The organism is Streptomyces agglomeratus (assembly GCF_001746415.1).
In the GTDB taxonomy this organism is placed as follows: domain Bacteria; phylum Actinomycetota; class Actinomycetes; order Streptomycetales; family Streptomycetaceae; genus Streptomyces; species Streptomyces agglomeratus.
The window spans coordinates 98,227-113,700 of record NZ_MEHJ01000001.1; the positions used below are offsets into that span (position 1 = coordinate 98,227).

Below are 15,474 nucleotides of genomic sequence, written 5' to 3' on the forward strand. Positions count from 1 at the left end.
CGGAGAGGAAGCCCCTATGTTTCGTCAAGCTGCAGAAGGGAGCTGACTCGCGGCCAGGGGCTGGATGTGCCGTTAGAGCTCGCGTGCGACGTACCGCTTCAGACAACGGATGATCTCGCGCTTGGACATGCCCTCGGCGGTGCGTCGCTCCAGATACTTCTGGGTGCGTTCGTCCCAGCGTATGCGGGTCATTACGACGCGGTAGAGGGCGGCGTTGGCTTGGCGGTTGCCGCCACGGTTCAAGCGTCGGCGTTGCGTCTTGCCGGAGGACTGCTCGACCGGGCTGACACCGCACAGCGCGGCGAACGATGCCTCGTCGGAGAGCCGGTCAGGGTTGTCACCTGCGGCGATGAGGAGGACCGCGGCGCTGTCGGGCCCGACACCGACCAGGTCCAGCATCTGGGGCCGACAAGCGCGGACGGCCCTGTTGGTGCGGCGGGTGAGCTCTTTGACCTCGTCGGACAGGTGCTGGACTCTGCGGGCGAGCAGGCGCATCGTGAAGACGGCCTCGCCGCGGTCATCGACGTCGAGGGCCGCGCAGGTGGCGACCAGCGCCGGATTGCTCAGGCCCGTGAGTAGTTCACGCAGATCCGGATCGATGGACATGAGGACGGCCTTGAGCTGGTTCAGTGCCTGGGTCCGGGCCTTGACTGCCGATTCCTTGGCCAGCCGCAGAACGCGCATGTCCTCCGCGGGCCGTCCGCGCTCTTCGGCACGGTGGTGGCCCGTCCGGACAGCACCGCGCGGGCGGCCGCGTCCGCGTCGATGGCGTCTGTCTTGCCGCGCTTGCGCCGGGTGGCTCGGTCGGGCTGGTTGACCTCGACGACGTCGATGTTTTCCCTGCGCAGGGCCCGGGTCAGCGCGGTCCCGAAGGATCCTGTGCACTCGACGCCCGCCCGGTGCAGGACGCCGAATGACCGCCCCCAGGCCAGCAGTTGCCGATAGCCAATGGCGGTGGCGTGGAACTCCTGGTGGGCGAGCGAGGCGCCCAGGGTGGTGATGACGGCGGCGACGTGGATGTCCTTGTGGGTGTCCACCCCGAGGATCACCTCCTCCGCCGGCCCCGGGACCCGCTGCGCGGGCAGCGTCGGCTGGGGCATGCTGGTGACGGTCACAAGGCTCCTTGGACTGGGTCTGGTGGCTGACACCGGTCCGGTGGGCGGTCAGAACTGTGACGGTGCTTTGTGCAGCAAAGCCCCTAATCCGTAGTGAAGGTGGTTCCAGAGGGCCGCATTTGGGCTCTGGACTGCCTGGTGACGGACGCCTGCAAGGCCCCGGGCCCCTGAGGCCTCCCGATAGAGCGGCGCTGTCACGGTGGTGGGTTTCACGGGGCATGCGGACGCCGGGCAGACGTCTGGGAATCTCCCCGGCCGTAAGGCCTCACGAGAGAGCGGCGCGGTTTCCGGCGTCTCCACGTCCCGTGAAACCCACCACCGCATGTCGTTCGTTGTCGTCGTGGCGCGAGCCCGCCGCAGGGCGACCTCCTGTCCACCTCCGCGAGCCGCGAGCTCTGGCGCAGGCAGAGGCCCCTGGGGTGCGCTGGTGTCCGCGAACGGCTACCGAGATGGCGGACCGATCGAGTCCTGGGATTAGGACGCCGCGTGACCCGCATGAGCTCATGACCTGGGAAAACAACTCGATGATGGGAGAACGTGTGACTGTGTTCTGCGGAATCGACTGGGCAGAGAGGCATCACGACATCGCGCTGGTCGACGAGTCCGGCGAGCTATTGGCCAAGCGGCGGATCAGCGATGACGCTGCGGGCTACCGGATGCTGCTGGAGCTCCTGGCCGAGCATGGTGACAGCCCCGAGTCGCCAATACCGGTGGCCATCGAGACCAGTCGAGGCCTGCTCGTGGCAGCCCTTCGGACCGGCAGCCGCAAGGTCTTCTCGATCAACCCGCTCGCCGCCTCCCGCTATCGCGACCGCCACGGTGTGTCCCGCAAGAAGTCCGACCCGGGCGACGCCCTCGTGCTGGCGAACATCCTCCGCACCGACATGGCCGTGCACCGGCCGCTGCCTGCGGACTCCGAGCAAGCTCAGGCCATCGCCGTGCTGGCCCGGGCTCAGCAGGACGCCGTCTGGAATCGCCAGCAGATCGGCAACCAGATCCGCTCCCTGCTGCGCGAGTACTACCCCGCCGCTTTGGATGCCTTCCTGGCCAAGCAGGGCGGGCTGGCCCGCGAGGAGGCGCGCGTCATCCTCGCCAAGGCACCCACGCCGGCGGAGGGCTCGCGGCTGTCTCTGAGCCAGTTGCGCTCCGCCCTCAGGCGCGCCGGCCGCGTCCGCGGCGTTGAGGAGGAGGCTGACCGCCTGCGCGGTGTCCTGCGGGCCGAGTATGCTCGCCAACCCGCGGTTGTCGAGAACGCCTTCGGCAGGCAACTCCTCGCTCTGCTGAAGCAGTTCGAGGCAGCCTGCCAAGCCAGTGACGACCTCGCAGAAGCAGTGGATGCCCACTTTCGCGCGCATCCCGACGCCGAGATACTCCTGAGCTTCCCGGGCCTCGGCGTCCAGCTCGCGGCACGTGTTCTCGCCGAGACCGGCGACGACCGCAACCGCTTCGCCGACGCCCGCGGCCTGAAGGCATACGCCGGCTCCGCACCAATCACCCGCGCCTCCGGCAAGAAGCACTACGTCGGGCGCCGCATGGTCAAGAACAACCGACTCCACCACGCCGGCTACCTATGGGCCTTCTCCTCCCTGCGCTCATCGCCTGGAGCACAGGCCCACTACCGCCACCGGCGCGACCTCGGCGACTGGCACGCACAAGCTCAGCGGCACCTGTTCAACCGCCTGCTCGGACAGCTGTTCCACTGCCTCCAGAAGCGCGTTCTCTTCGACGAAGAACGTGCCTTCGCTCCGCCGTCGCGCTCATCATTGGCAGCTGCTGCTTGACTTCTTCGGATCCGGAGATGTCTATCGGGACACGTTCACCGGGCCGGCGGCAGTACGCACCGCAGGAGGCCGGTGGCCGACAGTTCCACTCCAAGGCAGCTGTGGCCAGTTGTCGCACGGGTCAGGCTCCGGCCCCCCTGCGGCACACCATGATCCTCACAGTTGTCCCAGATCACGTGGACCGCCAGACCGGGATCGGTCTGGCGGTCGATCTCGTCGAGGAAGTCCACGGCCCGGTGTGGACGGCTTCGTGATCACCTTGCCGGTCGGGGTGTTCAGGGCGGCGGACAGGTCGACGGTGCCGTGCCGGACGTAGTCGAAGCTCCGCCGCTCAGGCACTCTCGGGCGCCGGGAGGTCCGGGCGCACCGGTGCGTGGCCAGCCGCCGAGGACAGGCTGAGCACCATGGTGAAGCCGCCTCCGGGGGTGTCTTCGGCGTTCAGTGTGGCGCCCATGGCTTGGGCGAAGCCGCGGGCGACTGCGAGGCCGAGGCCCACTCCTGCGCCGCGTGGGGCGTCGCCGTAGCGCTGGAAGGGGGCGAAGATGTGGTCCTTGGCGTCGTCGGGGACACCGGGGCCCCGGTCTATGACACGGACCTCGACGCGGTCGGCGATCGCGCTGGCCGATACCAGGACCGGTTCGCCGTCGGGGCTGTACTTGACGGCGTTCTCGACGATGTTGGCGACGGCTCGTTCCAGCAGGCCGGCGTCGACGGTCACCATGGCAAGGTCTTCTGGAATGTCGAGGATGACGCTGTCCTCGGGTACGCCTCCGAGTGCCATCGGTACGACCTCGTCGAGGTCGATCTCGCGGATGATCGGCTTGACGGTGCCGGTCTGGAGGCGGGACATGTCGAGGAGGTTGCCGACGAGGTGGTCCAGGCGGTCCGCGCCTTCCTCGATGCCGGCCAGCAGCTCTGCTTGGTCTTCGGGCGACCACTCCACGTCGTCGGAGCGCAGGGAGGTGACGGACGCCTTGATGGCGGCCAGTGGGGTGCGCAGGTCGTGGCTGACGGCGGCGAGCAGGGCGGTGCGGATGCGGTTGCCCTCGGCGAGATCGCGTGCCTGATCGGCCTGGTGCTGGAGGCGCTGGCGGTCGAGTACGACGGCGGCCTGGGCGGCGAAGGCGCCGAGCACCCGGCGGTCCTCGGCAGGCAGGACCCGGCCGGAGAGGGCGAGGGCCATGTAGTCGCCGACCGGCATGTCCACGTCCGCGTCTTCCGGGCGGCCGACCGGGTTACGGCCGACGCTTGCGGCGCAGGTCCACGGCTCGATGTCGCTTTCGCGCTCGAGCAGGGCCACCGATTCCATGGCGAAGGTCTCGCGGACGCGTTCGAGCAGGGCATCGAGCGTCGTCTCGCCGCGCAGCACGCTGCCGGCCAGGAAGGACAGGATCTCCGACTCGGCGCGCAGCCTGGCTGCCTGGTGGGTGCGGCGGGCGGCCAGGTCGACCACGGAGGCCACCGCGACCGCGACGCCGAAGAAGATCAGCAGGGCGACGATGTTCTTCGGATCGGCGATCGTGATCCGGTGCAGGGGCGGGGTGAAGAACCAGTTCAGCAGCAGCGATCCGAAGGCCGCCGACGCCAGGGCGGGGAGCAGCCCGCCGAGCATGGCCGCAGCTACGGTCAGCGACAGGAACAGCAGTACGTCGTTGGCGAGGCCGAGGTGGACGTTGATGTGCGTCAGGAGGAGGGTGAGCAGGGCAGGGCCGGCGATTCCGGTCAGCCATCCCCAGATGACGCGGGCGCGGCCGAGGCGGGAAGCGCGGGATGCGGGCAGTGCGCGGCCCTTGGCGGCTTCTTCGTGGGTGACGATGTGGACATCGAGGTCGGGTCCGGATTCCCGCGCGACGGTGGCGCTGACACCGGGGCCGAGCAAGTATTGCCAGGTTGGGCGGCGGCTGACGCCCATCACGATCTGGGTGGCGTTGACCCCCCGTGCGAAGTCCAGCAGTGCGGACGGTATGTCGTCGCCTATAACGTGGTGGAAGGTGCCACCCAGGTCTTCGACCAGAGTGCGCTGGACTGCGAGCTCCTTGGGCGAGGCGCCGGTGAGGCCGTCGCTACGCGCTATGTAGACGGCAAGCACCTCACCGCCCGCCCCCTTCTGCGCGAGCCGGGCGGCGCGGCGGATGAGCGTACGGCCTTCGGGCCCGCCGGTCAGGCCGACGACGATGCGCTCGCGCGAGCCCCAGATCTTCTTGACACGGTGCTCGGTGCGGTACTCCTGGAGGTATGCGTCGACCCGGTCGGCGGTCCACAGGAGGGCGAGTTCGCGCAGCGCTGTGAGGTTGCCGGGCCGGAAGTAGTTGGAGAGGGCCGCGTCGACCTTGTCCGGCTTGTAGATGTTGCCGTGCGCCATGCGGCGGCGCAGGGCCTGCGGGGACATGTCGACCAGCTCGATCTGGTCGGCGCGGCGTACGACTTCGTCCGGGACGGTTTCCTTCTGCCGTACGCCCGTGATGGACTCGACGACGTCGCCGAGGGATTCCAGGTGTTGGATGTTGACGGCCGAGATGACGTGGATCCCGGCGGCGAGCAGTTCCTCCACGTCTTGCCAGCGCTTGGCGTTGCGTGAACCGGGGACGTTGGTGTGGGCGAGCTCGTCGACGATGGCGACGGCCGGGCGGCGTTCCAGGACCGCGTCCACGTCCATCTCGGTGAACACGGTGCCTCGGTAGGCCAGCTCCTTGCGCTTCACCTGTTCGAGGCCGTGCAGCATCACCTCGGTACGCGCCCGGCCGTGGCACTCCACGAAAGCCACCACACAGTCGGTGCCGCGCTCGACGCGGCGGTGTGCCTCGGAAAGCATCGCGTACGTCTTGCCGACGCCCGGTGCCGCGCCGAGGTAGATCCGGAGCTTGCCGCGTCCCATGGTTCCGAATGTTCCGATCTTCGCTGGTCGAGGTGTTGCCGTGCCGAACTCGGTCACTTTTCGAAGCGGTACCCCATGCCCGGCACGGTGATGAGGTGTCGGGGGTGCGAGGGGTCTGCTTCGAGTTTGCGCCTGAGCTGGGCCATGTAGACGCGCAGATATAGTCATCGGCACCGGCGTCGAGCGCCTCGACCTTTTCGTCGGAGGTCCGGCGGGCGGACACGACCAGTATCGGCACTCGGGACCAGCCACGGAGGCCCCTGATCACGTCGATGCCGTCCATGTCCGGCAGCCCGAGATCCAGCAGAACGACGTCAGGCGGAGCCGCGGCGGCGAGACGCAGGGCTGTGGCCCCGTCCGGCGCGGCGTCCGTTTCGTACTGGCGTGCCTTGAGGTTGATGACGAGCGCCCGTACGAGCTGTGGCTCGTCCTCGACCACCAGCACCCGGGTCATCGGCGTGCCGCCTTTCTTGCTGTGCGGTGAAGGACCGTGCGGTCCCGGTCAGCGGGCCGGTGACCCGCTGACCGGGACGCGATCCGCGGTCACTTCTCGGTGAGTTCCTTGAGGGCGATGTTGAGCTTGAGGACGTTGACGCGAGGTTCGCCCATGAAGCCCAGGATTCGCCCGTCGGTGTGGTCGGCGACCAGCTTCTGCACCTGCTTGACGTCGAGGTGGTTCTTCTGCGCGACGCGGTGGGCCTGGAGGTCGGCGTACTGCGGGGAGATGTGCGGGTCGAGGCCCGAGGCCGAGGAGGTGACGGCTTCGGCCGGCACATCGGAGGGCCGAACCTTGTGGTCGGCCGTGGAGTTGTCCTTGACGACGGCTGCCTTGGCGTCCTTGACCCACTGGATGAGTTCCTCGTTGTCACCGGAGCGGTTGGTGGCGCCGGAGAGGATCAGCTTGTACTGGGTATTGACGCTGTTGGCGCCGAGGCCGTTGGACGGGCGCGGCTGGAACCACTTGAGATCGGGCGACGGTGTCTCCTCGCCCGGCTTCGACGGCAGGTTGTAGGTCTGCCCGATGAGTTCCGAGCCGACGACCTTGCCGTCCGCGGATATCTCCGAGCCGTTGGCCTTGTCGTTGAAGAGGCCCTGGGCGATTCCAGTCACCGCGAGCGGGTAGATCACGCCGCACACCAGGGTCAGTACGAGGAGAGCGCGCAGCCCCGCCCCGATCAGCCGGGCCGTGTTTCCGACAGATTTGTTCATGGCAGGTCAGCCGATTCCGGGGATGGAGGAGATGAGCAGGTCAATGATCTTGATGCCGATGAACGGTGCGACGAGCCCGCCGAGCCCGTAGATCCCGAGGTTGCGCCGCAGCATCTTGTCGGCGCTCATCGGCCGGTAGCGCACGCCCTTCAGGGCCAGCGGCACCAGCGCGATGATGATCAGCGCGTTGAAGACGACGGCCGAGAGGATGGCGGACTCGGGAGAGGCCAGGCCCATGATGTTGAGCTTGTCCAGGCCGGGGTAGGCGACGGCGAACATCGCGGGGATGATCGCGAAGTACTTCGCCACGTCATTGGCGATCGAGAACGTCGTCAGCGCGCCGCGCGTGATCAGGAGCTGCTTGCCGATCTCGACGATCTCGATCAGCTTGGTCGGGTTGGAGTCGAGGTCCACCATGTTCCCGGCCTCCTTGGCGGCCGAGGTCCCGGTGTTCATCGCCACGCCGACGTCCGCCTGCGCGAGCGCGGGCGCGTCGTTCGTACCGTCACCCGTCATCGCGACCAGCTTGCCGCCCGCCTGCTCGCGCTTGATCAGCGCCATCTTGTCCTCGGGCGTGGCCTCCGCGAGGAAGTCGTCGACGCCCGCCTCCTCAGCGATCGCCTTCGCGGTCAGCGGGTTGTCACCCGTGATCATGACCGTCCTGATGCCCATCCGGCGCAGTTCGTCGAACCGCTCCCGCATGCCCTCCTTCACCACGTCCTTGAGGTGGATCACGCCCAGGACTCGGGCTCCCTTGTCATCCTCGACGGCGGCCAGCAGCGGCGTACCGCCCGCCTGGGAGATCGCATCCGTGAGGGTCTGCGCGTCCTCGGCGACCGTGCCGCCGCGCTCCGTCACCCAGGCGATAACCGAGCCGGTGGCGCCTTTGCGGACCTTGCGTGCCTCAAGGTTCTCGGAGAGGTCAACGCCCGACATCCGTGTCTGGGCGGTGAAGGCCACCCACTCGGCGTGCGCCAGCTCGCCCTGGTGCCGCTCGCGCAGCCCGTACTTCTCCTTCGCCAGTACGACGATGGAACGCCCCTCGGGCGTCTCGTCAGCCAGCGAGGAGAGCTGGGCGGCGTCCGCCAGCTCGGCCTCCGTGGTGCCCTTGACCGGGACGAACTCGGCGGCCTGCCGGTTGCCGAGGGTGATCGTGCCGGTCTTGTCGAGCAGCAGCGTCGACACATCGCCCGCGGCCTCGACCGCGCGGCCGGACATCGCCAGCACGTTGCGCTGTACCAGCCGGTCCATGCCCGCGATGCCGATGGCGGAGAGCAGCGCTCCGATCGTGGTCGGGATCAGGCAGACCAGCAGGGCGATCAGCACGATCATCGACTGCTTGGCGCCCGCGTAGATCGCGAACGGCTGGAGGGTGACGACGGCGAGCAGGAAGACGATGGTCAGCGAGGCGAGCAGGATGTTCAACGCGATCTCGTTGGGCGTCTTCTGCCGGGCCGCGCCCTCGACCAGGCCGATCATCCGGTCGATGAAGGTCTCGCCCGGCTTCGTTGTGATCTTGATGACGATGCGGTCGGACAGCACCTTCGTACCGCCCGTGACGGCGCTTCGGTCGCCACCGGACTCACGGATCACCGGAGCCGATTCACCGGTGATCGCGGACTCGTCGACCGACGCCACGCCCTCGACGACGTCTCCGTCGCCCGGGATGATGTCCCCGGCCTCGCAGACCACCAGGTCCCCGATGCGCAGCTCGGTGCCCGGCACCTGCTCCTCGCTCTTGCCGTCCTTCGCCAGACGCCGCGCGACGGTGTCGGTCTTGGCCTTGCGCAGGGTGTCGGCCTGCGCCTTGCCACGCCCCTCGGCCACCGCCTCCGCCAGGTTGGCGAAGATCGTGGTCAGCCACAGCCAGGCGGTAATCGCCCAGCCGAACCAGTCGCCGGGGTCCTTCAACGCCAGCACAGTGGTGAGCACCGAGCCGATCTCGACCACGAACATCACTGGGGACTTGACCATCACCCGCGGGTCGAGCTTGCGGACGGCGTCCGGGAACGACTTGACCAACTGCTTGGGGTCGAAAAGACCCCCGCCCGCGCGTCCTGGCTCGGTCTTGTGGCCGGTCGGCACATCGGAGTGCGGAGCCAGGGTCGAAGTGGCGGTGGGCATGGAGCCGGGCTCCTCGTGCTTCTTGATGTCGGTGGTCATGACGCCAGCCCCTCGGCGAGCGGACCCAGCGCCAGGGCTGGGAAGTAGGTCAGACCGGTAATGATCAGGATCGTGCCGATCAGCAGCCCGGTGAAGAGCGGCTTCTCGGTACGGAGGGTGCCTGCGGTGGCCGGGACGGGCGTCTGCTGGGCGAGGGAACCGGCCAGGGCCAGTACGAACACCATCGGCAGGAACCGGCCCAGCAGCATCGCCAGGCTGATGGTGGTGTTGAACCACTGGGTGTCGGCGTTGAGGCCCGCGAAGGCGCTGCCGTTGTTGTTGGCGCCCGAGGTGTAGGCGTACAGAACCTCGGAGAATCCGTGCGCACCCGAATTGGTCATCGCGTGGCCCGGGGTGTCCAGAGCCATCGCCGCCGCGGTGAAGCAGAGCACCAGCGCGGGGGTGACCAGGATGTAGCAGGCGGCGAACTTGATCTCGCGGGTGGAGATCTTCTTGCCGAGGTACTCCGGTGTACGGCCGACCATCAGCCCCGCGATGAACACCGCGATGATCGCCATCACCAGCATCCCGTACAGGCCGGAGCCGACACCGCCGGGGGCGATCTCGCCCAGCATCATGCCGAGCATGGTGATGCCGCCGCCCAGGCCGGTGAAGGAGGAGTGGAACGAGTCCACCGCGCCCGTCGACGTGAGCGTGGTCGACACCGCGAAGATCGACGAGGCGCCGATCCCGAACCGGGTCTCCTTGCCCTCCATCGCCCCGCCGGCCACCTCGAACGCCGGGCCGTGACCGCCGAACTCGGCCGCCCACATGAGCAGCACGAAGCCGACCCAGATGGTGGCCATCGTGGCGAGGATCACGTACCCCTGCCTGACGCTGCCGACCATGCGGCCGAAGGTGCGCGTCAGTGAGAACGGGATCAGCAGGATCAGGAAGATCTCGAAGAGGTTGGTGAAGGCGTTGGGGTTCTCGAAGGGGTGCGCGGAGTTGGCGTTGAAGTAGCCGCCGCCGTTGGTGCCCAGCTCCTTGATGACCTCCTGGGAGGCCACCGCACCGGCGTTCCACTGCTGCGTACCACCCATGAACTGGCCGACCTCGTGGATGCCCGCGAAGTTCTGGATGGCGCCGCATGCGACCAGCACGAGCGCGCCGACGACGGAGATCGGCAGCAGGATACGGACGACACCCCGGACCAGGTCGGCCCAGAAGTTGCCCAGCTCGCCGGTGCGAGAACGGGCGAAGCCCCGTACAAGAGCGACCGCGACCGCCATGCCGACTGCGGCCGAGACGAAGTTCTGCACCGCTAGGCCGCCGGTCTGTACGACGTGACCCATGGTCTGCTCGCCGTAGTACGACTGCCAGTTGGTGTTCGACACGAACGAGGCGGCCGTGTTGAACGCCTGGTCCGGATCGATCGAAGCGAAACCGAGCGAGCCGGGCAGCGATCCCTGGAGCCGCTGGAGGCCGTACAGGAAGAGAACGCTCACCGCGGAGAAGGCGAGGACGCCGCGCAGGTAAGCGGGCCAGCGCATCTCCACCGTGGGGTTGGCGCCGACGGCCTTGTAGATCCACTTCTCCACGCGCAGATGCTTCGTGGATCCGTAGACCTTGGCCATGTAGTCGCCGAGCGGGCGGTATGCCAGTGCCAGGGCAGCTATCAGCGCCAGCAGCTGGAGTACACCAGCGAGGAAGGGGCTCATATCCGTGCTCAGAACCTCTCCGGGTACACAAGGGCGAGGATCAGATAGCCCAGCAGGGAGACGGCCACGATCAGGCCGACGATGTTCTCGGCAGTCACAGCTTCGCCACCCCCTTGGCAATAAAAGCCACCAGCGCGAACACCGCGACCGTGGTGACGACGAAGGCCAGATCGGCCATCGCGAGCTCCTGAATTGAGGTTCGGTTGAAACGGACCTCACGAGGAAAGCGCGGTTCTGAGCGGGCACGACCACCCTTGACGGGTCCCTTACGGCCATAGGCGCCACCTTGACGAACTTCTTACGCCCACCCGCCCGGCCAGCAGGAAGCCGGCGTCGGCGGACGCCGGGGTCCGCACATGAAGTGCCCTGAGTCACTGTTGTCGGGCCGATCGCGCTGCGCCGGCTATCGGCTCGTTTCGATCCTGGGCGGCGTAGGCTGCGCCCCATGACCGACCACCGCCGGTGGGCAACGAAGACTGCTCCTCGACTGTCAGCAACGGAAGGCGTAGCGCCTTGTCCAGGGGTCCTCGCATGACTGCCACTCCGGACCGCGGTATGCGGCGCATTGTCGTCGGCCTCGCGCTGTCCGCCGTGGCCCTGGCCGTTGCCGGTGGGCTCGCGGACTGGCTGTGGCTGATGGGGATCGGCGCCTGGGCCCTGATCGCCGCGTTCCTGATCGAACTGATCTACAGGCCGTGAGCAGCCTGTTCTGATAAGAGTTCCTCGCGCGCCTGTGTCAGGGGAAGGCCGTCAAGGAGCCGCTCACGCGGCGACAGTTCCGCGTCAATGGCCGTCGAGTGGACACCTTGCGGTTCTACCGTCGGGCTCATGAGACACATCAGGGCCAGGCGCGCCCGCTCTCCTGCATCAGCGGTGCGAGACAGCGGCTGGCCGCGAATGCACGGTTCGCCTGCGCCGTGACGCCCCTTGGGCTAATGCCTCTGACGGACGCCAGCGCAGGCAGGGTCACGCTGTTGCGTGCCGCGCTGTGGTCCGCACTCGCCGTGCTGCTGTTCGTGGTGCTTGTTCCTGCTCAGGTGTCGGCGGGCCCGGGCTGGATGGCGTGCCTGGGTCTGCTGCGCGAGCGAAGCGTGCGCACGGACCGTCTGGTGTCGGCCCGCTGGTGCGACGGCGGCCGGCAACCGGTCCCTCGAGGCCCGGCCGGGCCGCTTCGAGGGCGATCCGCACGTCCTCGTCGCCATTGGGCCGCTGCGGCGGCTGCTCGACGAGGACGTGCCCGCCTGCCACACCCGCGGGCTGTTGCTGTGCGGTGCGAGCGGAATGCGTCAGCTGTGCGCGTATCGACCGTGGGACGGCCCAAGCCGTCTTCAAGGTGTCCCATCTGAACCAGCGCACCGCCCGTCAGCCACCGACATGGATGCCGGGGCGCCGGGTGGGGTCGGGTTCGTGACTGCGGATGATTTCGCGGGTGACCGGAGCGGTGTCGCCGCGGCCGATCAGGAAGTAGCGGAACATGTGCATCAGCGGGCTGCCCTCGGCCCAGGCGAAGTAGCAGTGCGGCTGGACACCGGTGGCGTCGCGCAGGGCCAGCAGAACCGCGGCGATGGCGTTCGGCGCGGCCGGGGCCTCGGCGCGCAGAATCCGGTAGCCGTCCACTTCGACGCCGTGGACGGTGAGGGTTTCGCTGAAGTCGGAGGGGTCGACGACGTCGATCTCCAGGAACAGGACGTCCGCGCGGCCGGGTACCGGGTTGGTGCCGCGCTGTTCGCGCTCCTTGTCGGAGTACTCCGCCAGATCGCCGGCCTGGCGGCGGTTGGCGATGATGTTGATCGAGTTGTCGTGGGCGAGCGTGTCGGTGATGAACCGGCGCGCGGCCTCGTCGAAGACGAGGCGGTCGGCGCGCAGTTCGGTGGTACGCGACACCCGGGACACCAGCGACACGGCGATGATGCCGGCGATGAACATGCCCGAGATGGTGATGCCGTCGGGCTTGTCGACGATGTTGTACACCAAGGCGTAGAGCAGGATCACGGTGAGCAGGGCGAAGCCTGTGGCGGTCGCGCGTCGGCGGCGGCGTACCGAGGACACGGTGACGGCGAAGGCGCCGGAGACCATCATGGCCAAAATGCCGGTGGCGTACGCGCCGGCCTGGGCGTCGACGTCGGCGTCGAACGCGATGGTGATGACGACGCACAGCGCGGTGTAGACGATCACCACGGGGCGTACCGCGCGTCCCCACTCGGGGCCATGCCGTAGTCGGGCAGGTACCTGGGCACGATGTTGACCAGGCCGGCCATCGCGGATGCGCCGGCGAACCACAGAATCAAGATGGTGCTGATGTCGTAGACGGTGCCGAACGCCTCACCAACGTGCTCGTGAGCCAGCCAGGCCAGGGCGCGGCCGTTGGCCGTACCCCCCTCCTCGAACTCCTTCTCTGGAATGAGGACGGTGGTGACGAAGCTGGCGGACAACAGGTAGACGCTCATGATCAGCGCGGCGGTGGTCAGCAGCCTGCGGGCGTTGCGGATCCGCGAGCGCAGCCGCTGCCCGGCATCGGCACCCTTGGCGGCCACGAGCGGCATCATGCTCACGCCGGTCTCGAAGCCGGACAGGCCAAGCACCAGCAGCGGAAACGCCAGCAGCGCCGGCCGCATGAGGTCCCCCAGGCCGCCGCCCTCGTCGCCCAGCGCGTCCGTCCACGCCGACCACGCCCCCGGCGTGGTGAACACATCCACCAGACCCACACCGATGACCACCGCGTTCAGGGCCAGGAAGACCGCGACCAGCGGGATGGCCACAATGACCGCTTCACTGAACCCCAGCAGGAACACCCCTCCGAGCACCAGCAGCAACGCCACCGTCAGGGCGACCTCGTGACCGTGCAGCGCCTCGGGAAAAAAGGGGTTCTCCACCACGTGCACGGAGGCGTCCGCCGTGGACAGGGTGATCGTGATGATCCACGACGTGGCCACGAACCCGAGCAGGACCAGCACGAACAGCTTGCCCCGCCAAAACGGCAGCAGGTCCTCCAGCATCGCCACCGACCCGGCTCCGTGGGGGCTCTCCTTCGCCACCCGCCGGTACATCGGCAGCATTCCCAGCAAGGTCAGCGCCACGATCAGCAGTGTCGCCAGGGGCGAGACCGCCCCGGCGGCGAGTGCGGCGATCGCCGGTACGTAGGCCAGGCTGGAGAAGTAGTCCACACCGGTCAGGCACATCACCTTCCACCAGGCGTGCGGCTCGGCATGCCCCTCGCCCGCGGCCGGACCGACCGGCTGCACCTGGTGGCGCAGCAACCACCGCGCCACGCCGCCGGACGGCTGAGCCCGCAGAGCAGGACTGTCCACCACCTCCGGCATCCCCGTCTGATCCGCATCGCTCATATCCCCCATCACCCTTCCGACCTCTCCAGCGCACCTGCACAACGCCCACCAGCTAAGGACTCGCGACGATCATCGAGTATGAGCCTGCCCCCGACGCGGCCCCGCACCGGACAGGCCCGCTGAAGTACCCGCGCTGACCCTGTGCCCCGGGCACTGCCTGCCACCCCGGTCACCGGTACCCGCACCTCAACAACCCACGTAGAACGGCGCAACGCACCCGCGGAAGGCCCCGCCTACCGGCCTGCACGCCTCCGCGCCCGGAAGACACCGCAAGGGTCCTGAAAGGTCCCGGCCTAAAAAACCTTTACGCATCCCTAACGCCTGAGACGACCGCATCGCGCGGTGGCGGCGCAGCAGGCAGGAGCCGCCACGACCGGCCACTGCAGCGGCCTCCGGCGGGTGTCAGGCGAGCACGCGCAATTCGCGACCGCGCGTCGGTGCCAGCCGTTTCACCCCGCCGAATCCGTGACCCACAACTGATCGGCACAGTTGAGCCGGGCGACGCGGGCGAACCAACCGGTTCGGGCTGCTCGCTTCGGGGGCCCCGACAACCGCGCCTGGCCCGGGGCCCCACCCGTACCCATTGGTTCCGGTGTTCGGCGAATTCCCCCGGTCGCACACGCGGCACGGCCGTCACACCTCCCGGAGCGGGCGTCGATGGGACTGGACGGCGCATCACAGGGCGCTCCTGGGGCAGCGTCGCTGCGCGAGGGCCCTACGGGCGCCACCCATGACCCACCACCCGGCCCACGCCCGCGTAAACGTCCGGCACCCCCAATCCCCCTGCCGGCCTACGCCGATTCGCCCCATTGGACGCCACGCCTTCTCATGGAAGCAGCATGCGGACAAGGCCCCGCAGGGCCGCCGGCGCAGAAAGGCACACCGATGCGGACAGCCTTCGCACCCCCACCCTCATCCGGATGTGGGGTAGTCCAGACGTACCGGCCGGTACAGCGTGGTGCAGGGACGGGGGGAGGGATGGCCCCGCACCACGCTGCTCTGCCGGGTGCCCCCGAGGGCGCCTGCCCGACAGCATCCCCCGAACCCCGAAAGGTCCCCCCACCGAAACGGCAGTACCCACCACACTTCACCCAGCCGGGCCCGTGACCCACGATTCACCACCACAGTTGAGCCGGGCGACGCGCGCAACCCCTGGGATTCCATTGCTCGCGTTCCGCGGGCCCCGACAACCGCGCCTCGGCTCGGCGCCCCCACCCACCCCAGCCCCATCGGGCCCAAGCGACGGGGCGGCGTGTACAAACCGCCAGAGCTTCGGTGCTTCAGCGCCGCAGGAAGAGCATCGGGGTGCTCCTGGTGACACAGAAG

7 protein-coding genes and 3 pseudogenes are annotated in these 15,474 nt (G+C 68.3%); 2 read left to right on the forward strand and 8 right to left on the reverse strand.

Translation table 11 applies throughout. The features are described 5' to 3' along the window. Positions 1-72: 72 nt before the first annotated feature. Positions 73-1,100, reverse strand: a pseudogene (locus AS594_RS48345) (IS110 family RNA-guided transposase). Between the two features lie 539 nt (positions 1,101-1,639). Here AS594_RS48345 and AS594_RS00515 point away from each other — a divergent pair. Further along, entirely contained in the window at positions 1,640-2,896 is a 1,257-nt protein-coding gene (locus tag AS594_RS00515) for an IS110 family RNA-guided transposase (protein ID WP_069934011.1), read from the forward strand. Between the two features lie 331 nt (positions 2,897-3,227). Here the strand turns inward: AS594_RS00515 and AS594_RS00525 are convergent, their stop codons facing one another. The 6 genes and pseudogenes from AS594_RS00525 to kdpF all read right to left on the reverse strand — a co-directional run bounded on the left by AS594_RS00525 (position 3,228) and on the right by kdpF (position 10,902). Then, complete coding sequence (locus AS594_RS00525; protein WP_069934897.1) at positions 3,228-5,771, reverse strand: sensor histidine kinase; 2,544 nt, start codon at positions 5,769-5,771, stop codon at positions 3,228-3,230. A gap of 53 nt (positions 5,772-5,824) precedes the next feature. Further along, positions 5,825-6,225: pseudogene (locus AS594_RS40425) on the reverse strand (DNA-binding response regulator). Positions 6,226-6,314: 89 nt separating this feature from the next. Continuing rightward, on the reverse strand, positions 6,315-6,980 hold the full coding sequence (locus tag AS594_RS00530) for a potassium-transporting ATPase subunit C (protein ID WP_069925129.1): 666 nt from the start codon (positions 6,978-6,980) through the stop codon (positions 6,315-6,317). Between the two features lie 6 nt (positions 6,981-6,986). Then, positions 6,987-9,143 carry a potassium-transporting ATPase subunit KdpB gene (gene kdpB / locus AS594_RS00535; protein WP_069925130.1) on the reverse strand — a complete coding sequence of 719 codons (2,157 nt, stop codon included), beginning with the start codon at positions 9,141-9,143 and terminating at the stop codon, positions 6,987-6,989. Next, positions 9,140-10,804 (reverse strand): potassium-transporting ATPase subunit KdpA, encoded by a 1,665-nt coding sequence (gene kdpA / locus AS594_RS00540; RefSeq protein ID WP_069934898.1) that lies wholly within the window; start codon positions 10,802-10,804, stop codon positions 9,140-9,142. The genes kdpB and kdpA overlap by 4 nt, the downstream gene beginning before the upstream one ends. Before the next feature lie 8 nt (positions 10,805-10,812). Further along, positions 10,813-10,902 (reverse strand): K(+)-transporting ATPase subunit F, encoded by a 90-nt coding sequence (gene kdpF, locus AS594_RS00545; RefSeq protein WP_037647273.1) that lies wholly within the window; start codon positions 10,900-10,902, stop codon positions 10,813-10,815. A 433-nt stretch (positions 10,903-11,335) separates the two neighbouring features. On the opposite strand from kdpF, the gene AS594_RS44320 reads away from it, so the two are divergent. Further along, positions 11,336-11,503, forward strand: a complete 168-nt coding sequence (locus tag AS594_RS44320) for a hypothetical protein (protein ID WP_167367951.1) — start codon at positions 11,336-11,338, stop codon at positions 11,501-11,503. Positions 11,504-12,166: 663 nt separating this feature from the next. On the opposite strand, the pseudogene AS594_RS47795 reads toward AS594_RS44320, so the two are convergent. After that, positions 12,167-14,124 (reverse strand): annotated as a pseudogene (locus tag AS594_RS47795) (APC family permease). Positions 14,125-15,474: the final 1,350 nt, after the last annotated feature.